Source organism: Streptomyces sp. MST-110588 (assembly GCF_022695595.1).
Classification (GTDB): Bacteria; Actinomycetota; Actinomycetes; order Streptomycetales; family Streptomycetaceae; genus Streptomyces.
In genome coordinates this window covers 6,094,337-6,115,511 of the sequence record NZ_CP074380.1, presented here as the reverse complement: position 1 = coordinate 6,115,511, position 21,175 = coordinate 6,094,337, and the positions used below count along the sequence as shown (strand labels likewise).

The 21,175-nt window shown below is 70.2% G+C and carries 21 protein-coding genes; 14 read left to right on the top strand and 7 right to left on the bottom strand.

Translation table 11 applies throughout. The features are described 5' to 3' along the window. The 3 genes from KGS77_RS26850 to KGS77_RS26840 all read right to left on the bottom strand — a co-directional run bounded on the left by KGS77_RS26850 (position 1) and on the right by KGS77_RS26840 (position 3,304). Positions 1 to 798, bottom strand: a complete 798-nt coding sequence (locus KGS77_RS26850; RefSeq protein ID WP_242585750.1) for a carbohydrate ABC transporter permease — start codon at positions 796 to 798, stop codon at positions 1 to 3. Between the two features lie 269 nt (positions 799 to 1,067). Continuing rightward, positions 1,068 to 1,946 (bottom strand): sugar ABC transporter permease, encoded by an 879-nt coding sequence (locus KGS77_RS26845; protein WP_242587704.1) that lies wholly within the window; start codon positions 1,944 to 1,946, stop codon positions 1,068 to 1,070. A gap of 89 nt (positions 1,947 to 2,035) precedes the next feature. Next, positions 2,036 to 3,304 carry an extracellular solute-binding protein gene (locus KGS77_RS26840; RefSeq protein WP_242585749.1) on the bottom strand — a complete coding sequence of 423 codons (1,269 nt, stop codon included), beginning with the start codon at positions 3,302 to 3,304 and terminating at the stop codon, positions 2,036 to 2,038. A 273-nt stretch (positions 3,305 to 3,577) separates the two neighbouring features. Between KGS77_RS26840 and KGS77_RS26835 the strand changes: the two genes are divergently transcribed. From KGS77_RS26835 to KGS77_RS26825, 3 genes are all read left to right on the top strand, one after another. After that, entirely contained in the window at positions 3,578 to 5,167 is a 1,590-nt protein-coding gene (locus KGS77_RS26835; protein ID WP_242585748.1) for a glycoside hydrolase family 13 protein, read from the top strand. A gap of 24 nt (positions 5,168 to 5,191) precedes the next feature. After that, positions 5,192 to 6,337 carry a LacI family DNA-binding transcriptional regulator gene (locus KGS77_RS26830; RefSeq protein WP_242585747.1) on the top strand — a complete coding sequence of 382 codons (1,146 nt, stop codon included), beginning with the start codon at positions 5,192 to 5,194 and terminating at the stop codon, positions 6,335 to 6,337. 73 nt (positions 6,338 to 6,410) lie between these two features. Then, on the top strand, positions 6,411 to 7,265 hold the full coding sequence (locus tag KGS77_RS26825; RefSeq protein ID WP_242585746.1) for a phosphatase PAP2 family protein: 855 nt from the start codon (positions 6,411 to 6,413) through the stop codon (positions 7,263 to 7,265). A gap of 54 nt (positions 7,266 to 7,319) precedes the next feature. On the opposite strand, the gene KGS77_RS26820 is transcribed toward KGS77_RS26825, so the two are convergent. From KGS77_RS26820 to KGS77_RS26810, 3 genes are all read right to left on the bottom strand, one after another. Then, the gene (locus KGS77_RS26820; protein WP_242585745.1) at positions 7,320 to 10,352 is read right to left on the bottom strand and encodes a bifunctional [glutamine synthetase] adenylyltransferase/[glutamine synthetase]-adenylyl-L-tyrosine phosphorylase; all 3,033 of its coding nucleotides are present in this window, start codon (positions 10,350 to 10,352) and stop codon (positions 7,320 to 7,322) included. 119 nt (positions 10,353 to 10,471) lie between these two features. Further along, positions 10,472 to 10,579, bottom strand: coding sequence for a glutamine synthetase (locus tag KGS77_RS26815; protein WP_242585744.1), 108 nt, complete (start codon positions 10,577 to 10,579; stop codon positions 10,472 to 10,474). 150 nt (positions 10,580 to 10,729) lie between these two features. Then, entirely contained in the window at positions 10,730 to 10,915 is a 186-nt protein-coding gene (locus KGS77_RS26810; protein WP_242585743.1) for a hypothetical protein, read from the bottom strand. Positions 10,916 to 12,308: 1,393 nt separating this feature from the next. On the opposite strand from KGS77_RS26810, the gene KGS77_RS26805 reads away from it, so the two are divergent. After that, the gene (locus KGS77_RS26805) at positions 12,309 to 13,097 is read left to right on the top strand and encodes an NUDIX domain-containing protein (protein ID WP_242585742.1); all 789 of its coding nucleotides are present in this window, start codon (positions 12,309 to 12,311) and stop codon (positions 13,095 to 13,097) included. Here KGS77_RS26805 and KGS77_RS26800 read toward each other — a convergent pair. Further along, positions 13,084 to 14,088, bottom strand: a complete 1,005-nt coding sequence (locus tag KGS77_RS26800; RefSeq protein ID WP_242587703.1) for an XRE family transcriptional regulator — start codon at positions 14,086 to 14,088, stop codon at positions 13,084 to 13,086. The genes KGS77_RS26805 and KGS77_RS26800 overlap by 14 nt on opposite strands. Before the next feature lie 1,018 nt (positions 14,089 to 15,106). On the opposite strand from KGS77_RS26800, the gene KGS77_RS26795 reads away from it, so the two are divergent. The 10 genes from KGS77_RS26795 to KGS77_RS26750 all read left to right on the top strand — a co-directional run bounded on the left by KGS77_RS26795 (position 15,107) and on the right by KGS77_RS26750 (position 20,955). Further along, entirely contained in the window at positions 15,107 to 15,892 is a 786-nt protein-coding gene (locus KGS77_RS26795; protein ID WP_242585741.1) for a DUF4097 family beta strand repeat-containing protein, read from the top strand. 204 nt (positions 15,893 to 16,096) lie between these two features. Beyond that, complete coding sequence (locus KGS77_RS26790) at positions 16,097 to 16,345, top strand: DUF6284 family protein (protein ID WP_242585740.1); 249 nt, start codon at positions 16,097 to 16,099, stop codon at positions 16,343 to 16,345. A gap of 65 nt (positions 16,346 to 16,410) precedes the next feature. Next, positions 16,411 to 16,563 carry a hypothetical protein gene (locus KGS77_RS26785; protein WP_242585739.1) on the top strand — a complete coding sequence of 51 codons (153 nt, stop codon included), beginning with the start codon at positions 16,411 to 16,413 and terminating at the stop codon, positions 16,561 to 16,563. Continuing rightward, a complete protein-coding gene (locus KGS77_RS26780) occupies positions 16,560 to 16,727 on the top strand; it encodes a hypothetical protein (RefSeq protein WP_242585738.1) in 168 nt (55 codons plus the stop codon). The genes KGS77_RS26785 and KGS77_RS26780 overlap by 4 nt, the downstream gene beginning before the upstream one ends. Before the next feature lie 50 nt (positions 16,728 to 16,777). Next, positions 16,778 to 17,431 carry a GGDEF domain-containing protein gene (locus KGS77_RS26775; protein ID WP_242585737.1) on the top strand — a complete coding sequence of 218 codons (654 nt, stop codon included), beginning with the start codon at positions 16,778 to 16,780 and terminating at the stop codon, positions 17,429 to 17,431. After that, complete coding sequence (locus KGS77_RS26770) at positions 17,428 to 17,952, top strand: hypothetical protein (protein WP_242585736.1); 525 nt, start codon at positions 17,428 to 17,430, stop codon at positions 17,950 to 17,952. Before KGS77_RS26775 ends, KGS77_RS26770 begins: the two co-directional genes overlap by 4 nt. Then, the gene (locus KGS77_RS26765) at positions 17,949 to 19,634 is read left to right on the top strand and encodes a DUF2637 domain-containing protein (protein WP_242585735.1); all 1,686 of its coding nucleotides are present in this window, start codon (positions 17,949 to 17,951) and stop codon (positions 19,632 to 19,634) included. Before KGS77_RS26770 ends, KGS77_RS26765 begins: the two co-directional genes overlap by 4 nt. Further along, positions 19,631 to 19,957, top strand: a complete 327-nt coding sequence (locus tag KGS77_RS26760; RefSeq protein WP_242585734.1) for a hypothetical protein — start codon at positions 19,631 to 19,633, stop codon at positions 19,955 to 19,957. The genes KGS77_RS26765 and KGS77_RS26760 overlap by 4 nt, the downstream gene beginning before the upstream one ends. A 56-nt stretch (positions 19,958 to 20,013) precedes the next feature. After that, positions 20,014 to 20,346 (top strand): hypothetical protein, encoded by a 333-nt coding sequence (locus KGS77_RS26755; RefSeq protein WP_242585733.1) that lies wholly within the window; start codon positions 20,014 to 20,016, stop codon positions 20,344 to 20,346. 396 nt (positions 20,347 to 20,742) lie between these two features. After that, complete coding sequence (locus KGS77_RS26750; protein ID WP_242585732.1) at positions 20,743 to 20,955, top strand: hypothetical protein; 213 nt, start codon at positions 20,743 to 20,745, stop codon at positions 20,953 to 20,955. Positions 20,956 to 21,175 lie beyond the last annotated feature (220 nt).

The window sequence follows — 21,175 nt, the reverse complement described above, 5'->3', positions numbered from 1 at the left end:
TCATCCCTTGGTGGTGCCGGCGGTCAGTCCGGATACGAGGTGGCGCTGGGCGAAGGCGAAGACGATCGCGGCCGGTACGGCGATGATCACGGCGGCGGCGGTCATCGAACCCCAGTCATTGGTGTACTGGTTGACGAAGGTCTGCAGGCCACCGGCGAGGGTGAGGTTCTCCTCGCCGGTCATGAAGGCGGAGGCGTAGGCGACCTCGGCCCAGGCCGTGACGAAGGTGTAGAAGCCGGTGACGGCCAGGCCCGGGCGGGCCAGCGGCAGGACCAGCCGCCAGAAGGTGCCGAAGGGGTTGAGCCCGTCGACGCGTCCGGCCTCGTCGATCTCCACCGGGATGGTGTCGAAGAAGCCCTTCATCATCCAGGCGCAGAACGGCACCGCGATCGTCAGGTAGGTGATGACCAGTCCGGTGGGCTGGTTGAGCAGCCCCAGGCTCGCCATCAGGTTGTACAGCGGCACGATCAGCACCGCGACCGGGAACATCTGCGTGATCAGCAGCAGCCACATCAGCGGGCGCATGCCGGGGAAGCGGAAGCGGCTGACCGCGTAACCGGTGGTCGCGGCGATGAAGACGCCGAGGAGTGTGGTCAGCCCGACGACGACCAGGGAGTTCTTGAACCAGGTCAGGAAGGAGGTCTCGCCGAGCACATGGCTGTAGTTGGCCAGGGTGAAGTGGGTGACCAGCTCGGTGGTGAAGGCGTCCTCGCGCGGTTTGAAGGAGGTGATCAGCAGCCACAGCGGCGGAAAGACGGCGACGACGGCCGCGAGCAGCAGGGTGGCGTGCAGTCCCACCGAGGCGAGCGGGCCGCGCTGGTGCCGGCCGCGCGTACGGGACCGGCCACCGGCCCCGGCCCGCCTCGGAGCCGGACGCGCACCGGAGCCCGAAGCCGGACGTGAAGTTGGACCCGAAACCGGACCCGAAACCGGACCCGAAGCCGGACTCCGAGTCGGTCCCGAAGCAGGGCCCGAGGCCGGTCCCGAAGCAGAGCCCGAAGCCGGGCCCGGGGTCGGTCCAGGGGTCGGTCCAGGGGTCGGTCCAGGGGTCTGGGTGGAGGACACGTTCACCACACCTCTCCCTGCTTGCGCAGTGCCCGCCGGTAGACGACCGCGACGGCCGAGAGCATCACCAGGATCAGTACGCCCCAGGCGGCCGACTGCGAGAAGTTGCGCGGGCTGTCGACGAAGGACAGACGGTAGGCGTACGTCACCAGGATCTCGGTGGCGTCGCCGGGCCCGCCCCGGGTGAGCAGGAAGATCACCGGGAACATGTTGAAGGTCCAGATGGTGGAGAGCAGGATCACCGTGCTGCTGACGGCCCGCAGTCCGGGCACGGTGATGTGACGGAACCGCTGCCAGGGCCCGGCCCCGTCCATCTCGGCGGCCTCGTACAGCTCACCGGGGATGGACTGGAGTCCGCCGAGCAGCGCCACCAGCATGAAGGGCACGCCCAGCCACACGTTGACGGTGATGACCGAGAGCTTGGCCCAGGTGGGGTCGTTCAGCCAGGGCACCGCGTCGATGCCGCCGCCTGCCAGCAGTTTGTTGAGGATGCCGTTCTTCTCGTTGTAGAGCATCCGCCAGGTGAAGACGGAGATGAAGGCGGGGATGGCCCAGGGCAGGATCAGCGCCAGCCGGTAGAAGGTACGGCCGCGCAGCTTGCGGTTGAGCATGTTGGCCAGCGCCAGGCCGATGGCGAAGGTGAGCGCGACGCAGGCCACGGTCCACAGGACGGTCCAGCCCAGCCGGCCCCAGAAGACGCCGTCGGTGAGCACCGCCTTGTAGTTGTCCAGGCCGGTGAACTCGTACGTCGCCGGGATGTGGTTCATCCCGATCGTGCGCTCGACGTTGGCCTCGTCGGCGTCGGTGAGCGAGAGGTGGAGGCCGCGTACGAGCGGATAGCCGATGATCACCCCGATGACGAGCACGACCGGGGCCACCATCGTCCAGGCGTACCAGTGGGTGCCCAGGGCCCTGCGCACGCGGCCCGGCGGGGCCTTCGTGGTCGCCGGGCGGGTGTCTGCCGCGAGCGTCACTTGTAGTCCTTGAGCAGCTTCCGGTAGGCGTCACCGGTGGCCTTGGCGGCCTGTTCGGGTGTGGCGGATCCGCTGAGCACCTTGTTCATCTGGACCTTGACGGGCTCGAAGAGGGAGTTGCCCTCGGCGATCCAGGGGCGCTGGACGGCCTTGTCGACGGCGGGCTTGAAGAACCGCACCATCTCGTTGTCCTTGACGGAGGCCATCTCGTAGACCGACTTGCGGGTGGGCAGCAGGCTGAGCTTCTCGGTGGTCTCCTTCTGCACCTGCGCCGAGCTCATGTATTTGACGAACTCGTACGACGCCTGGAGGTTCTTGGAGCCGGCGTAGACGGAGAGGTTCCAGCCGCCCTGCGGGGAGCCCTGGGCGCTCCTGCCGCCGGGGACGGGGGCGACGCCGAGGTTCTCCTTGTCCTTGAACTCCTTGCCGGCGCGGGCGCCCTCGATGTCCCAGGGGCCGTCGACCGCCATCGCGACGGTGCCGTCCTTGAGGGCCTTGAGCTGGTTCTCCTGGCCGTCGGTGGCGTCGGTGACGGCCACCTTGGAGTCGACCAGGTCCTTGATCGTCTTGAACGCCTCGACGCCGGCCCCGTCGTCGATCTTCACGGCCTTCTCGCGGGCGTCGACCATGTCGCCGCCCTGGGCGTAGAGGTAGGGCAGGAACCAGTACGGGTCATCGCCGCGCAGGTACAGGGCGGTGGCCCCGGTCTTGTCCTTGATCTTCTTCGCCGACGCCTTCAGTTCCTCGAAGGTCCTGGGCACCCCGACCCCCGCCTGCTTGAGCAGCTTCTTGTTGTAGAAGAGCCCGAGGGTGTCGATGACCTGCGGCGCGGCATAGGTCTTGCCCTTGAACTTCGTGCTGCCCAGCGCCTGCGGGAGGTAGTCCTGCGGGGTGTCCAGGGCGGGGGTGTCATCCAGCGGGGCGAGGTAGCCGAGGTTGGCGAAGTCCGCGACCCAGGCGACTTCGGTACGCATCACGTCGGGGGCGCCGGAGCCGCCGCCGGCCGCGTTCTTGAACTTGGCGTTGGCTTCTCCGAAGGCCACGTTGACGTACTTGACCTCGACCTTCGGGTGCTTCTTGTGGAAGCCCTCGGCGAGTGCCTTGTACGTCGCCTTCTCGGCGTCGTTGGAGGTGTCCCAGAAGGTCACGGTGCCGGACAGCTCACCGCCGCTCTTCTGGTCGCCCGCGCCGCCGCCACCGCCGCACGCCGTCGCCGCCAGTGCCAAGCCCGCTATCAGCGCGGTGGCCACAATGCCACGCCGCATGTGAACTCCTTAAGGGGATGCCTGAGATGGCGGTCAGGAACGTAACAGCGCCGCAAAGAAACCGAAAGACCTTGCGGAAAATTTCTGCAACCTTGCGGGAAGGGATTGCAGAACCTTCCCCGTCACCAAGGGCACGCCCGAGCGTTGAGCCCATGAAGCGACACAGCATGAAGTGACGCAGCCATGAAGCAACGCAGTCATGCAGCGACACAGCCATACAGCGACGCGGCGCCACAGCGACGCAGCCGATCGTGACCTCGACAGGGACGGCCGATGACCCAGGAGCTCACCTCCACCGACCCCGCACCGCCGCCGGCCCGCCCCGGCGCCGCCCGGCAGTGGTGGCGCGACGCCGTCATCTATCAGGTGTACGTACGCTCGTTCGCCGACAGCGACGGTGACGGAATCGGCGATCTGCGCGGCGCCCGGGCCCGTCTGCCGTACCTGCGGGACCTGGGCGTGGACGCGGTGTGGCTGACGCCCTTCTACGCCTCGCCGCAGGCCGACGGCGGCTACGACGTGGCTGACCACCGGGCGGTGGACCCCGTCTTCGGCGACCTCCAGGACGCCGACGACCTCGTACGTACCGCCCACGGCCTGGGCCTGCGGGTGATCGTCGACATCGTGCCCAACCACACCTCCGACCGCCACCCCTGGTTCCAGGACCCGGCACTGGCCCGTGAGCGCTACATCTTCCGCCCCGGCAAGGGGCCGGCGGGTGAGCTGCCGCCCAACGACTGGGAGTCCGTCTTCGGCGGCCCGGCCTGGACCCGTACGGAGCGGGGCGACTGGTACCTCCACCTCTTCGCGCCCGAACAGCCCGATCTGAACTGGGCGAATCCGGACGTACAGGCCGAGTTCGAGTCCATCCTGCGCTTCTGGCTGGACCTCGGCGTCGACGGCTTCCGTATCGACGTCGCACACGGCATGATCAAGGCGCCGGGCCTGCCGGACATCGGCCACAAGGAACAGGCCAAGCTGATCGGCTCCCAGGTGCTGCCCTTCTTCGACCAGGACGGCGTCCATGAGATCCACCGCTCCTGGCGGCGGCTGCTGGACTCCTACGGGGGCGAGCGGATCGGCGTCGCCGAGGCATGGGCCCCCGACGCCCGGCGGCTGGCCCTGTACGTCCGCCCGGACGAGCTCCACCAGGCGTTCAACTTCCCGTTCCTGACGGCCGGCTGGGGCGCCGCCGCGCTGCGCCCGGTCATCGACGACTGCCTGGCCGCCACCGCCTCGGTGGGCGCGCCGGCCACCTGGGTCCTGTCCAACCACGACGTCGTACGCCACACCACCCGCCTGGGCAGCCTGCGCCGGGCCCGCGCCGCCACCTTGGCGATGCTGGCGCTGCCCGGTTCCGCCTACCTCTACCAGGGCGAGGAGCTGGGGCTGCCCGAGGTCACCGACCTGCCCGACGAGGTGCGCCAGGACCCGGCGTTCTTCCGGGGGACGGGGCAGGACGGCTACCGCGACGGCTGCCGGGTCCCCCTGCCCTGGTCCGGCCAGGAACCCCCGTACGGCTTCGGGCCCGGCGGGAGCTGGCTGCCGCAGCCACCGTCCTGGCGGGAGCTGACCGTGGCGGCCCAGACCGGCGACCCGGCCTCCACCCTGGAGCTCTACCGCTCGGCGCTGGCCCTGCGCCGCCGGCTCCCCGGCCTCGGTGACGGCACCATGACCTGGGTCCCGGCCCCCGAGGGGGTCCTCGCCTTCACCCGTAGGGGTGTGCTGTGCACCCTCAACACCCTCTCGCACCCGGTGGAGATCCCGCTGCCGGGACGGCCGTTGCTCTCCAGCGAGCCGGTGACGACCGCCGGTGGTACGGCCCGCGTCCCGGGGGATTCCTGCATCTGGTGGGCAATCTGACAGGCGACCGGTACAGTCCCACCCATGACCGCCCGGCTGGCCGACATCGCAGCACAGGCGGGTGTCAGCGAAGCAACCGTCAGCAGGGTCCTCAACGGGAAACCCGGGGTCTCCGCCGCCACCCGCCAGTCCGTGCTGGCCGCCCTGGACGTGCTGGGGTACGAGCGTCCGGTGCGGCTGCGGCAGCGCAGCGCGGGTCTGGTGGGCCTGATAACCCCCGAGCTGGAGAACCCGATATTCCCCGCGTTCGCGCAGGTCATCGGGCAGGCACTGACACGTCAGGGCTACACCCCGGTGCTGGCGACGCAGACACCGGGCGGCTCCACCGAGGACGAGCTGACCGAGATGCTGGTGGACCGGGGCGTGGCCGGCATCATCTTCGTCTCCGGGCTGCACGCCGACACCTCCGCCGACATGCAGCGCTACGAGCGGCTGCGCGGCCAGGGCGTGCCCTTCGTACTGATCAACGGCTTCTCCGACCGGGTGCAGGCGGCCTTCGTCTCTCCCGACGACCGGGCCGCCGTGGACCTGGCCGTCACCCATCTGTCCGCGCTGGGCCACCAGCGGATCGGGCTGGCGCTGGGGCCCCGGCGGTTCGTGCCCGTCCAGCGCAAGATCGAGGGGTTCGTGCGCAGCATGCACCAGCGGCTCGGTCTGAGCGCCGATCAGGCGCAGGAGCTGATCCAGCACTCCCTCTACACCCTGGAGGGCGGCCAGGCCGCCGCGACCGCGCTGATCGGCCGGGGCTGTACGGCGGTGATCTGCGCCAGCGACATGATGGCGCTCGGCGCGGTCCGGGCCGCCCGGCAGCGCGGCCTGGAGGTGCCGCGCGAGGTCTCCGTCGTCGGCTTCGACGACTCCCCGCTCATCGCCTTCACCGACCCCCCGCTGACCACGATCCGCCAGCCGGTGACGGCGATGGGGCAGGCGGCGGTGCGGGCCCTGCTGGAGGAGATCGGCGGCACCCCGGCCCCGCACGGCGAGTTCGTCTTCCACCCCGAGCTGGTCGTCCGGGGCTCCACCGCGTCGGCCCCCGGGCGCCCCTGCGTCCCGGGCCCGCCCCCGGCCACGGCTGCCCTCCCCGTCCCGGCCCCCTCACAGGACCGCGGTCCCGGAACCCCGGACGGGCCGGCGGCTGCGCGTGACCCTGAGCACACCCCTACTCCCTGAGGCCGACAGGGACTGACCAAGACCCGACCGCGGGATGATCGCCCGTACACCCTTTCTGGCAGACTGTCTGCCTATGGGTGAAGCGAATGTGAGGACTCTTGACGGCCGGACCGCCGCCCCGCAGACCGGCGGGGAGCGCACGGACCGGCAGTCGGGCAGCGGTGGCCTGGTGTCCAGGCTGCGCTCGCCTCGCACACCCCGTCTCTGGTTCGAGATCCTGCTGATCGCGATCAGTTACTGGGCGTACTCGCTGATCCGTAACGCGGTGCCCGAGCAGAAGGCCCAGGCGCTGCGGAACGCCGACTGGATCTGGCGCGCGGAACACTCCCTCGGCATCGCCGTGGAGCACACGATCAACCACGCGGTGGACTCCGTGACGTGGCTGATCGTGTCCATGAACTACTACTACGCCACGCTGCACTTCATACTGACCATCGGCGTCCTGGTCTGGCTCTACCGCTGGCACCCGGGCCGCTACGCCGCCGCCCGCCTGGCCCTGTTCGCCACCACGGGCGTCGCCCTCCTCGGCTACTACTTCTACCCGCTGGCGCCGCCCCGGCTGATGCCCGGCGGCGATTTCATCGACACCGTCATCGTCCACCACACCTGGGGCTCGATGGCGTCGGGCAACCTCGCCACGATGTCGAACCAGTACGCGGCCATGCCCTCGATGCACATCGGCTGGTCGCTGTGGTGCGGCCTGACCATCGCCCTGGTCGCCAAGCCGGTGTGGGCCAAGGTGCTCGGCCTGCTCTACCCGGTGACGACCCTGATCGTGATCGTCTCCACCGCCAACCACTTCTGGCTCGACGCCGTCGGCGGCGTGCTGTGCATCGTCTTCGGCTTCACCCTGGCCTGCGGGTGGTACGGCTCCCTCCCGCACCGCCTGCCGCGCCGGGTCGGCGCCCTCGGCGCGACCGCCGACTGAGGGCGGGCGGCGCGCAACCGTCCGGCCCCGGCGCGCCCGCCCTGCACCGGGCCCTCACCCTTGGTAGAACAGCTCCTCGACCACGGCCCGCGCCCGGCGCGTGATACGCCGGTAGTCGTCCAGCATCTCGCCCACGTGCCCGTCCTCGTACCCGAGGTAGCGGCCCACCGCCGCCAGCTCCCGGGCGTCGGAGGGGAAGGTGTCGCCCGGCCGGCCCCGTACGAGCATCACGCCGTTGCGCACCCGCGTGGCCAGCACCCACGCCTCGTCCAGGGTCCGCGCCGCCTCCGTGCCGATCAGCCCGGCGGCGTGTGCCGCGGCCAGCGCCTGACGGGTACGGGTCGTGCGCAGCCCCGGCTCGGCCCAGCCGTGCCGCATCTGGAGGAGCTGCACCGTCCACTCCACGTCGCTGAGCCCACCGCGGCCCAGCTTGGTGTGGGTGGTCGGATCGGCACCGCGCGGCAGCCGCTCGGTCTCCATGCGGGCCTTGAGGCGTCTGATCTCGCGTACGGCGTCCTCGCCCAGCCCCTCGGCCGGGTAGCGCAGTGGATCTATCAGTTCGACGAACCGCCGGCCCAGCTCCGCATCGCCCGCGACCGGCTCGGCGCGCAGCAGCGCCTGGGACTCCCAGACCAGCGACCAGCGCCGGTAGTACGCGGCGTAGGAGGCCAGCGAGCGCACCAGCGGGCCGGACCTGCCCTCCGGGCGCAGATCGGCGTCGATGAGCAACGGCGGGTCGGAGGAGGGGAGCTGGAGCAGCCGGCGCATCTCGTTGGCGACGGCGTGGGCCGCCTTGGCGGCCTCCTGCTCGTCGGCGCCCTCGCGCGGCTCGTGCACGAACAGGACGTCCGCGTCCGAGCCGTAGCTCAGCTCGTGGCCGCCGAAGCGGCCCATGCCGATCACCGCGAAGCGGGTGGGCAGGGTGTCGCCCCACTGGTCGCGCACGGCGGCCCGCAGCGCGCCCGCCAGCGTCGCGGCGTTCAGGTCCGAGACGGCCGAGCCGACCACGTCCACGGCGGTGCCGTGGTCCTTCTCGGCGGGGCTGACCTCCGTGCCGTACGCGCCGATCAGGTCGGCCGCGGCGGTACGGAACAGCTCCCGGCGCCGTACCCCGCGCGCCACCGCGACCGCCTGCTCCGCGTCGCCCGCCCGGCCGACCGCGGCCAGCACCTCCTGCTCCAGCGCGGCCCGGCCGCGCGGTCGCAGCCCGTCGGGGGCGCCGAGCAGCGCCACCGCCTCGGGCGCGCGCAGCAGCAGGTCGGGGGCCAGGCGCCCGGCCGACAGCACCCGGGCGAGGTTTTCGGCCGCCGCGCCCTCGTCGCGCAGCAGCCGCAGGTACCACGGCGTCTTGCCCAGGGCGTCGGAGACCTTGCGGAAGTTCAGCAGTCCGGCGTCCGGGTCGGCGGAGTCAGCGAACCAGCCCAGCAACACCGGCAGCAGCGTACGCTGGATGGCCGCCTTGCGGGTCACCCCCGACGCCAGTGCCTCCAGGTGGCGCAACGCCGCCACCGGATCGGCGTACCCCAGGGCCTCCAGCCGCTGGCCGGCGGCCTTGGCGGACAGCCGGGTCTCGGCGGGCTCCAGGTGCGCCACGGCGTCCAGCAGCGGCCGGTAGAAGAGCTTCTCGTGCAGCCGCCGCACCTCACGGGCGTGCCACTTCCACTCCTTGCGCAGGGTGTCCACCGCTTCGGTGCGCATGCCCAGGGAGCGGGCCAGGCGGCGCAGGCCCGGCTCGTCCTCGGGCATCAGGTGCGTACGGCGCAGCTTGTGGAGCTGGATGCGGTGCTCCAGCGTGCGCAGGAAGCGGTAGGCGGCGTCCAGCGCCCGGGCGTCCTCACGCCCCACGTACCCGCCGGCCGCGAGCGCCGCCAGCGCTTCGAGGGTGGTGGCGCTGCGCAGCGTGGCATCGCCCCGCCCGTGCACCAACTGCAGGAGCTGTACGGCGAATTCGACGTCCCGCAGCCCGCCGGGGCCCAGCTTCAGTTCCCGGTCGACCTGGGCGGCGGGGATGTTCGCCACCACCCGGCGGCGCATCTGCCGTACGTCGGTGACGAAGTTCTCCCGCTCGGAGGCCTGCCAGACCAGCGGCGCCACCGCCTGTACGTACTCCTGGCCCAGCTCCTCGTCGCCGGCCACCGGCCGGGCCTTGAGCAGCGCCTGGAACTCCCAGGTCTTGGCCCACCGCTGGTAGTAGGCCAGGTGGCTGCTCAGGGTCCGTACCAGCGGCCCGTTGCGGCCCTCGGGGCGCAGGTTGGCGTCCACCGGCCAGATCGTGCCCTCGGCGGTGACGTCGGAGCACAGGCGCATCAGGCGGGAGGCGAGGCGGGTCGCGGCTTGCAGGGCCTTGCCCTCGTCCGTGCCGTTGCGGGCCTCGGCGACGAAGATGACATCGACGTCGGAGACGTAGTTCAGCTCGCGCCCGCCGCACTTGCCCATGCCGATGACGGCGAGCCGGCAGGCGGCGGCGTCGGCCGGCTGCTCCTCGCAGGCGATCTCCAGCGCGGCCCGCAGTGTCGCGGTCGCCAGGTCCGCCAGCTCCGCCGCGGTCTGCGCCACGTCGGTGGTCCCGCACACGTCACGGGCCGCGATCCCCAGCAGGCACCTGCGGTACACGGCCCGCAGCGCGTCCGCCCGGGGCCGCCGCGCGCCCCGCTCGCCCCACACGCCCTCGGCGAGGGCCTCCTCGAACTCGGGCGTGGTGGGGTGCAGGTCCACCGCCTCGTACCGGACCAGCGAGCGCCAGTCGTCCGGATGCCGTACGAGGTGGTCGCCGAGCGCCTCGGACGCGCCGAGCACGCCCAGCAGCCGGTCCCGCAGCGGCTTGGCGCCGGCCAGTGTGCTCAGCAGCGCCTGCCGCTCCTGCGGCTGCCGTGCCTCCAGCGCCTCCACCAGCCGCATCAGTCCGAACAGCGCCAGATCCGGGTCGGCCGTGACACCGAGCGCGTCCAGGACCGCGGAGTCCTCCCGTACGGGGGCCAGCGCGGGCGTCTCCAGCAGCCGGCCGGCCGCCGAGGGGTCGGTGAAGCCGTGCCGGAGCAGCCGGGTGACGGTGCTGCTGCGGCGCCCCTGTGGTGCGGGAGGCGTCATGACCCGCTGCCTTTCGCGGGACCCGTACTCACTTCGTCCTCACCTCTGCCACCCGCCGCCTGCCTCCTGCCGTACGCCTTCGGCCGCCCGCCGCCCGCTGCCCGTCACCCGTGTCGTACTCAGAGCACCGGCAGCATCTTGCGCAGCTCGAACGCGGTCACCTCGGAGCGGTACTCCTCCCACTCCTGCTTCTTGTTGCGCAGGAACTTATTCGCGCGGTTACCCACCTTGGGACACTCCCCCAACATCGCTCGTGACCAGCCGCTGAGCCACCCGTTGGCGGTGGTTGCCGGGTGTCTCCGGGTGTCGCCGGACGGCCCACAGACGGCCCGTCGATGGACGTTACCAGCCGGTCTATCAAACTCGGACGTGCCGCCCTACGGGCCGCCCGCCTTGCTGTGGTCGCGGACGCACTCCGGGCACGTCCATGCGCGCCCGAGGACGCGCACCAGCCGCGTGTCCGGGTGGTCGGGGCAGTGCAGTTCGACCGGGCGCCCCGGCTTGTGCGGCCGGCGGACGTAGGTCGCGAACCAGCGGCGCCCGTCGGGGTCACGCTCGATCATTCGTCGTCGTCCTCGGTGTCGTCGTCCGGCTCGGGTTCCGGCGCGCTGATGGTCTCTTCGTTCACCAAGTCGTAGCCGTTGATCTCTTTGCCGTCTCCGGCCATGGCGCCCGCCTCCAGTCATCGGCCGTGCCTCCATCGTCCTGCGGCGGGTACCGCGCCCACAATGCCCGCGCTCACGCTCTGTGCTTGTTGTCACCTGTAGCGACAACAAGCCGCAACAAGCAACACAGAGTGATGGCGGGGTGGGGAGGCGGCCGGGACATGGAGAGAGGCCCCCGATCACTGCCCTGCCTCCGACTTCCCGCCTTGATCAGCCGAAATGCCCGTTCTTGGCGGGCTCGCTCCGCTCGCGCGCGACGGCCGCCGTACGGGCCGGGCACCGCCGCGCGCTGCGCGTACTGCTGTGGGAGCTGAGTTTTCCGCAAATGCCCGGCTCACCCGGCTCAGCCCGTCTCAATGCAGGTCAGAGGCATGGCCGGGGATCTCCGTTGCCCGGCTCAGACCCCGGCTCACCCGGCTCAGACCCGAAGAACCTCCGGTTGCCGCCGCGCGGTGCGGGAGCACCAGGGCCAGGACGGTATTTCAGCGGGGAGGGGCGGAACGGCGCCGGCCAATCGCCGCACCACCTGGGAAGCAGGGCGGACCTGCATGACTGCCTCGTCACGGGGGCGTAGTGCCGCGCGGCGGTGGCCGGGTCAAAGCGGCTGTAGCACTGGGGACGCCTCCGTGTTGCAGCCGTCTGTACGGGTGCCGCGCGGCGGTGGTGCGCCCTGCCGCGTGCCGCCGCGTGGTTCGTCTCGCCGTACCGTCCGGTGCCGCGCGCCGCGCACCGTGATGTTCACCTGCACGCGCGGCACCACTCGCGTGTGGTGCTCGATGAGAGGAGCCGCACGGTGGCCGGTCGGCTCGGCCTGCGGGACAGCAAGAAGGGCACCCGGGGTGGGCGGCGGGTGCCCTTCTTGCCGCTGAAATGCCGTTCTGGCCCTGGCGCTCCCGCACCGCGCGGCGGCCCGCGGCCAGGTCGCCGCTGCCGCGCGGCGGCACCGGAGCCCTGCCCTCCTTAACTGCACTGCCCCGACCACCCGGACACGCGGCTGGTGCGCGTTCTCAAGCGCGCATCGACGTGCCCGGAGTGCGTCCGCACAGAGAGTAAGACGGGCAGCCCGTAAAGGCTGCCTGTTCAGCGTCCTATCCGCGTACCGCCACAGGAAAGGTACGGGACCTGAGGTGCGCGCGGCGCGCCCCTGAGGCTGGCGCAGCAGTTACTCCCGGCCGGGCCAGTGCCGACCATCACCGAATCAAGGCCACCACAACGACTGCCCGGAGGACATGTGACGGATGGCCGTTACGCTGGTACGCACCACCTGGTGGGGATGGAGGGTGCTCGGCGGATGGGTCCGAAGACGGCGAAGGTCTACCAGACGATCGGCGAACGGCTTTCCTCAGGCAAGTACGCCCCGGGCGACAAGCTGCCCTCAGAGCGAGCGCTTGCGGAAGACCTCAACATCGGCCGGACCGCGCTCCGGCAAGTGCTGGCTCGGCTTGTTGCAGAAGGCGTATTGGAAGTACGGGGCAGAAGCTCTTACCGGGTGCCGGGCGCTGTGAGCGTTAAGCGCCCTGAGGGCCTGGAACCGTGGCGCATCCATGGCGCACGCGACCTCTATGACAACCACTGGGTGAAACTCCAGCTTTGGGACGTGGAACCGCCCGGCATGCAACGTTTCGAACATCACGTTGTGAGGCTCCACCACGTCGCCATCACAGCAGTTCTGGACGACCAAGACCGTGTACTGATGATGTGGCGTTATCGCTTCGTCCCCCAAAAATTCGGATGGGAACTCCCAGGTGGCATCGTGGACGAGGGGGAGAACCCTTCAACCACAGCACTCCGGGAAGTCGAAGAAGAAACCGGCTGGCGGCCGAAGTCAGTGAAACATGTCGTTACGTATCAGCCCATGGTTGGCATGGTCGATTCACCTCACGAAATCTTCGTGGCACACGGAGCCGAACAGGTCGGCTCCCCCACGGACCTCGAAGAAGCAGGGCACATTGAATGGGTACCGCTGGCCGACATCCCCGGACTGATGGCCCGCGGTGAGCTGCTGGGTTCCGGCACCCTTGTAGCTCTTCTGCATATCCTGGCCAACCGCGGAAAACCAGGCATTACTACCGCACACTGAGGAGATCAATGCGTCGGCGTTGCCGCACCGAACCGGTGCGGCTTGCCAACAACCGAGCTTGCCTCAGGTGATTGGTTGCTTCGTCGTGCTCTGCTCGCGCCAAGTGGGCCTGCGCCAGGTCAACGTGCATTCCCGCCCGTGCCCGGACGAAAGTCGGGTCTGCAACTTCCAAGGCTTCATACAAGCTGGTCACCGCCTCTTCGTCGCCCAACAGGGCCAGCACGTTGCCGCGCCACCGGGCCAGGTGTGAGGCATTGAGGAAGATGCTCAGCATGTCCGGATCTCTGGCCTCATTTCCGGGCGGGATGCACGCTGCGGCTGCGTCAAGTGCACGCCAGCAATCACCCGGCTCGCCAGCATGGGCGCACATCTCCGCTTCGGCCGCACGCAGCCACGCCCAGAGGCGAGGTGACCCGTTACGCCCGAGTGCGCGTTGCGCGTTTCGTACCAATTCCACGCCGAGCGCTGGGCGACCCGCTTCACACAAAACATATGCCTGCTCTGCCATGGCATGCGCAAGGTACATTGGCGCCTCAGCATCGCGCGCAGCTTTTTTTGCAAGTTCGTAATGCCGCCAGGCCCGCTCGATAGCACCTGAGTCGATTGCTTGCCACGCCGCAAGGGTCGAAGCGCCAGCAAGCGCAAGGGCTACCGGACGCCGCGTACTGGGAAGCACTGCAAAGCTCAGCGCGTCCTCTAGGCGGGCCAGGTGTCCCGTCATTTGATCCACAAGAGTAGCTGCACCCATCTGCCGATCCATGGTGCGAAATAGCTCAGTCTGATCGTTGAAAGCTTGCACCATGGAATCGCTGATGCTACTGGCGGTGTCGATCCGGCTTAGAAGCTCATCGTACCCATCCGCCGTCAGCGGAGTAGCGGTTGATGGGTTTCCTCTCAATTCCGGATCGGTTACTCCGAGAAGCTGTCGCAGTATTACCGCGTAGCGATCTGAAATGCTGCGCTTCTCGTTCTCCCATTCGGAGATGTACACCCGCAAGCTTGCGGTTGACGCAACACTGATGATGTTCCGCCGGGCGTACTGCTCGATCTCATGAATCAGGCGCTCCTGAGACCAGCCGCGCGCCGTCCGTGCGCTCCGAAGTCCTGTGCTCACAAGCCACCGCCAGGCGATAGATCCGCACATCGACCTCCTCATGATGCCCGACATCGCCGCAGGTCGACAGGGGTTAACTCCCTTGGAGTTAACCCCTGTTGGCTACCGGCGCCCCACGCTGAGGCGGTCTCCTGATGATGCGCAGAGACGGGGCCACCGCCGCTCGATGCGGCGACACCCCTTGACTCTGGTGCGCACCAGATGCAGTCTTTTGGTGCGCACCAGTTAGGGCAGTCGCTCCGGACTCGGCGCGCCACCCGTACGCCCCGATGACGGGACGGAAGGGCGTAAGAGCCGCTTACATGCGGATGGAGATCTGTGCGTCTCGCTGGTGACGACCCCGGAGGTGATCCGGGAGGTGACAGCGACTGAGCTGGCAGGTCCGCTAGGCCGGGGCTGGAGCGAGCAGGCAGGTCAGAAAGGCGGCCGGGGAGGCCGGAACTCTCCGGGCGTGCGGCTGGTGGTCGTTTCAGGGTGACACCGGAGCGGCTGCGCCAAGCGAGCGGAACACCCCCATACCCGCAGACTGCGGGCAGATGGGCGCAACGACCGAGGCAGCCGGCCAGCACGCACCGCGATAGGGCGGCACGCGGGCACCCGGAGGGGGCCTGTCGGGATGCCGCACCTGCGAGAGGCAGGCCGGGGAGGTGCCCGGTAGGCGTGACCGAACTGCCACTCGTCATGCGGGCAGGGCCTCCACTCCCTGCCCGTTTGATGATTCTTCGCGAACCGACTTCCGCGCACTTGCACGTACCGCGTGGTTGAGCCCGAGTACTCCCGGTCTCCGACTTCCGGACTTGCTTCGGCGAACTCGCATACCGGAGACCGCAGTTGCTCACAAGGATTGCCTGCCGCGCCTGGTCCCCCTACCCCGATGCAGTCAGGAGTTTCTTCCATGACCGAGCGCATCATTCCCGTGGACACCTCCGGTCCGATCGCCCTGGACCTGACGATGAACGCGGGCAGCATCCGTATCGCCGTCGACCCCGCGCTGAAGCAGGCGCGGGTGGTGCTGATGACCAAGGCCGCATCCGGCCCGTCGGCTGACGCGATCCGCAACACCGCGGTGAGTCTGAACGGGCAGTACCTCAAGGTCCGCGTCCCGGACGTCGCCGGCGCCATGGGCGGCACCACCATCCGGGTGGGCGGCAGCGGTGTGCAGATCGTCGGCGGCAACGTCTACGTCTCCGGCAACAGTGGCGGCAAGGTCTTCATCAACGGCCGCGAGGTCACCGCCACCGGCCCGGCCGGCAGCGCGGCCACCCCGGTTACCGCCACCGTTCACCTGCCCGCGAAGTCGGTGGCGCTGATCATCACGGACATCGCCGACACGGTCGTGACGGGCACCCTCGTCCGGCTGGAGTACGACGGGGTCTCCGGGGCTCTGGCCGCTGAGCGGGTCGGCGACCTGGAGGTCACGGTCACCAGCGGCAGCGTCATCGTGAACGAGGTCACCGGTTCGCTGGATGCGAACCTGACCTCCGGCAACCTCAGCATCGGCGCGTACAGCGGCAACGCCGCCCGGCTGAACCTCACCTCCGGCAACGTCCAGATGGCCGCGACTTCGCAGGCCACCGGCCGTCTCACGGTCAGCGTCACCTCGGGGCGTGCGCGTATCACGGGCACCTCACGCCTAAACGTTCGCCGCCGGGTGACCAGCGGCTACGTGCACATCAGCTAGCGCCCCGACCTTCGCCGATCACCTCGCCACTACGTGCGAGAGACCGGCCTGACGTTGAACACCACGAGACACCACCGCACGCCTCAGCTTCCCGCGCGGTCGCTCGTGCTGAGCAACGGCCTTCAAACAATCAAGTCCACCCCGGTCCGCTTTCTCGGGGCCTGGCCGGGGCGCCTGCCGTTTCCTTCGAAAGGAACGCCCGTCATGAAGATCCCCACCCCTGACCACGCCATGGCCTCAGAGCTGGTGGACCAGGAGCCGAGCGGCGCCGACCTGGCCGCGATCGAAGCCGATATGCCGGTGATCGTGGCGGAAGTCGCGCTGCTGGACGCGCAGATCGCGGCGCTGGACACCCCCGCGATGGAGGTGGCCGAGCGCCGTATCCGGCGGGCCCGTCGCAAGCTGCTCGCCGCCCGTCTGGCCCTGGCCAAGCCCGTGCCGGAGGTGGCGTGATGGCCACTGCCGAGAGCATCCCGCCGCAGGCTCAGCGAACTGGCCGCCATGGCAGGAGGCACCTCATGATGCGCCGACCGCACGCCACACTGCGCCATCGCCTGTGGCGGCGGCTGCACCCCCGCGCCTACCGCGCCGGGCAGCTCGCCGAACAGCGGCACGTTCTGGAGGGGGCGCTTGACTACACCCGCACCGGACCGATCGGAGGTGCGCTGTGATCCGTGAGACCTACAAGGGACGCCAGCTCAAGGCCGTCAAAGGCGAGTCGTTCGGCAAGACGCGGCTCTTCGTGAACGGCGCCGACTGCGGCGAGTGGCTCGGTGGCCCGGCGGAGCACGTCGAGGTTGAGCGCCGCACCAGCCTGGACGGGGGTGCGTCGTGACGGTCTCGGCTCTGGAGAGGTTTCGGGAGCGCGCGCAGCACGACCCGGACGTGTCCTGGTTGCTGAACTTCGCCAGGAGCGCGGTGCAGGCCGGCCGCTACCAGTCGGCGTTGATCCGGCGGCTGTCCGCGGAGTTGGAGCAGGCCCGCTACGACCCGCTGACGGGTTTGCTGACGCGGGTCGGCTTCGAGCAGTGCGCCTCGCGCATGCTGGAGGTCGGGCCGAGTGCTGTTCTGCTGATCGACCTGGACGGGCTGAAGGGGCTCAACGACCACTTCGGTCACGATGCGGGTGATGCGGCGATCCGGGCGACCGGCGCGAGCCTGCACGACGTTGTGGAGTCGTACCCGGGCGCGGTGGCGGGCCGGTTGGGTGGGGATGAGTTCGCCGCTGTGGTGCCGCTGCCGGAGGCCGTGGCGCTGCCATGGCTGCTGCGCGGCCTGCACGAGGCGATCACCGCACCGGTCCGCCACCGCGGCCGGGACCTGGCCGTCGGCGCCTCGATCGGCGTTTGCCTGACGGCTGACCTGCCCGCGGTGTCGCTGCCGCTGGCGTTGCGGCTGGCGGATGAGGCCATGTACGAGGCCAAGCGCAGCGGCGGCGGCTGGCTCGCCGCCGCCGGTCCGGCCCCGGCTCACCGCACGGTCACCGGGCGCCGGAACGGCCGGCGCGGTACCGCCCTGGAAGGGACCACCACATCATGATCCGTATCGTGACGGCGGCCCGTCTGGCCGGGCTGCACACCGACCTGGCCGCCGCCGACGGCCGTATCCGGAGTCTGCTGGACGCGCTGAACGAGCAGTGGGCCAGCAACCTCTGCTCCGTGCTGGAGCTGGAAGAGGATCGCGACGACGCCGACCGGGCCGCCCTGGAAGCGACTGAAGCGGCCGACGGCCTGCGGCAGCAGGTCGAGCGGATGCGGCAGGCGTTCGCCGTGGCCCTGCTGGTGCTGGTCCGGCAGCAGCACCGTATCGGGGAGCTGGAACAGCAGCTTGCCGCCGCCCGTACGCCACCGCCGTGGCTGTATCTGCTGCGCCGCCATGGGGAGCCGCACAGTCTGCACCCCTCTCAGAAGGCGGCCAAGGAGCACGCGACCGCCTGCGGGGCGCCGCGCACCGGATGGGGCCCCTCGGACCTGCCACCCGCTGAGATCACCTGGCGTGTGGAGGCCGTGGCCGTGGTGCCGGAGCAGGAGCAGCGCGCACCGCGCAGTGATGCCGCGTGATCCCCGACCTGTTCACGTCCTGGCCGGCCATGGTCGGCGGGGCGCCGTGGCTGATACTGCCGCTGGTCATATCCGTGCTCGTTGCGGCCGTCCTGGTGGTGTGGCGGCTGCGCCGGTCGGTGTGGCTGGCCGGCATCGGCCCGCAGGCCGTCGTGGCCCTGGGCGGCGTCGCGGTCAGCGTGTACGGGCTGTGGGGGTTCGCCACCGAGACCGTGCACCTGCCGACTTCGCTGGCCGTCGCGTTCATCGGGGTGTTCGACGCGGCGGAGATGACGCTGCTGGTCATGCTTTATCGCGCCGCTGACCCGGGCATCGGGTGGACGCGCGAGCTGCGCCTGATGCACCGCACCGCCTGGACCCTGGTGGCCTTCTCCGGCGCCATGAACGCGGTACACGTCGTGTCCTGGTGGGCCAAGCCGGTGCTGGCCGCCGTCCCGGCCTTGGCCGCCTGGCTGATCGAACTTCAGCTCCGCAGCAAGCTGCACGCCGCCCGTACGGATGAGGGCGACGACGCGCGGCCGGGCCCGGCCCGCCTGCTGGCCCTGCTGTGGCAGCATGCCTGGGCTTCGCTGTTCGCCCTGCTCGGGCTGGACGCCCGGTCGCCGTCCTCAGCCATCGCCCGCGCCGCGCGGGCACAGCGGGCGGCGCGGCGCGTCTACCGGCTGCGCCTGGCTCTCCAGGTCCCGGCGCCCGCCAGCGGACCGCGGGCGGTGCGGCGGTCCCAGCGGCGTACCGAGCGGCTGCGCCGGAGGGCCCAGGCCGCGTTGGACCGGGCGGACGTGGCCACCGACACCCGCCAAGGGCTGGCTCTGGCGCGGCGACTGGCCGCGCTGACCCGCGCGGACCAGGTGGCCCGCCTCGACTACGCCGACACCCCGAAGGTGGTGGCGATGCTCGAAGCACTGGCCGTCACCCCCGCCGCCGACCGGATCACCGCCTCCGCTGCCGTGCGGGACGCCGAGACCGCGCGGCAACGCGCGGACGACGCGCGGCTGCGCGCGGAAAGCGCGCGACGGGAAGCCGAGGACGCGCGGCAGCGCGCGGAAGACGACCTGACCGCCGCGCGGCAGGAGCTGGACCGCGTGGAAAGCGCACGGCAGAAGCTGCTTGAGGAACAGGAGGACATCACCGAACGGAACAAGACCGCGCGGCAGCGCGCGGAAGCCATCGTGGACGCCGCGCGCAAGGAAGCCGACCGCACCCAGCGTGATGCCGACCAGGCCCTCACCGAGGTCCGTACGGCGACCGAGGAGCAGCGGCGCGCTCTGGAGGAGCTGACCGACCGCACCGAGCAGGAACGCGGCCGGATCCAGCAGTACGAGGGCGCGTTGCAGCAGCTCACCGCGCAGGTGCAGGAAGCTGCGCTGATCCGTGACCGGCTGCGCGGTGACCTGGCCGATCTGGACCCACAGGCGCCGGATGCGGCCCTGGCCGGGGACGGGCCGGTGTACCGCTCGGAGGCCAAGGAAGCCGGCTGGCGCTACTACCTGCACATCCTGGACACCTCCCAGGGCCAGCAGGAGCCGGCCGCGGCCGACCTGGCCGCCCGGTTCGGGGTGGACGCCGGGAACGCACGGAACTGGATCAGGGATTTCCGTGCCGCACGCGCCGCGCAGCTTGCCGCGCGCCCGCCGCGCGCTGCCGCGCAGCCCGAGTACGCACGGTCGGAGGCGGCGGTATGAGTGCTGTCTCGGCCGCGCGCGCGGACCTGTTCCGCGTGGTGATGACGCGCGCCGCCTGGCGGTGCCAGTGCACCGGGCAGTGCGGCCAGCCGCACACCAAGTCCGAGGGCCGGTGTCCGCGCGAGCATGGCGGCTACGCCGGCAAGTCCGGCGGGTGGGTGCGGCTGATGGCCGCACCCGCCGACCCGGCCGCCTCCGAACGACAGGCCGCCTCCTTGCCCGCGGCGCGGCTGCGGGCCTGGTGCCCGCCCTGTCTGGCCGCTGCCCGCCAGCACACCCGCCGCACCGCCGACGGTGTGCAGGGCGGCCTGTTCGACCTGTGACCCGGCAGCCCGTACGCCGCCTGACCTCACATCTTCTTCTTGATGGGAGTACCACCGTGACGGAACACTCTGCCCTGACTGTGGCATCGCAGGCCCGCGCCATTCACGCGCTGGCGGCACTGGCCGACGCCTTTCCCGCCCTGCCCGCCGACCACTTCACCGTGGGCACGGTGTGCGGGCCCGACGGGATCGCAGAAGGCATCCACATCGATCTGCACGCCTGCGCCGCGGACTTCGAAGCCTGGCGGCAGGCCCTGGGCATCGCATCCGACCGCATCGAACACGACGTGCTGGACACCATCCAGACGCTGCGCGCGTACGCGACGGCCGATGGCGTGCCCGTGAAGCTCACCGCCTACCTGCCGCAGATTTACCTGCCCGCCGCCTGACGATTGCCTGCGGCCCCGGACACCGTGCCGGGGCCGTGGGGAGCTGCCAGCTCCGAACCGTGTTCCCGAGCGTCCGGAGGGATCATGCAGCGTCAGCGACTGACCTGGGCAGCCGCGATCGGTACCGGCACGGTGTACGCCGTGATCACGGGTGTGCGGCTCGCCTCCTACAACGTGCCGCTTCCCTTGACCTTCGCATGCACTGGGGGGTTATTCGTCACCGCGTGCGCGGTCGTGCTCCTTGTCGCAGAGGCCCGGACCACCGTGACTCACCACTGCCGTACTCCAGGCTGCAAGTTTTCCGTCCGGCTGCGGTACGCCGACGCGGCGGACAGCCGCCGCTTCCAGGAACTTACCGCCACCCACCCGCACCCCTCTTCACAGTGAGGCGACCTGATGTCCCTGTTCAGCCAGCTATTCGATGCGCCTTCCGCGCTCCGTCAGATCCGGGTACGCCCTGACGATCTGGTACTGGAAGCCGATGACCACCTGCGCCAGGCCACGGCCGCGGAGAAGGCCCGGGAGTACGACGCGATGAGCGCGCACGCCTCCCTGGCTACAGCCAAGATCGCACTTGCCGTTTACCTGAACGAAGCCGGAAACGCCTGAGATCAGACCGGACCCCCGGCCCGCTTTCTCAGGGCCCGGCCGGGGGTCCTTTCCCCCTCTTCCGCTCTCTGGCAAGAAGGAGCCTCCTCAGCATGCCCGAAAACGCCGCACCTACCGCTGATTCGGCCGAAACGGAATCGGCCGTCGCGGCAGCGGTCAAACCACGAGGTCCTGACCCCCCTCCGACACCGAATGATCCCGCCGGCTCCGGGACGACCGA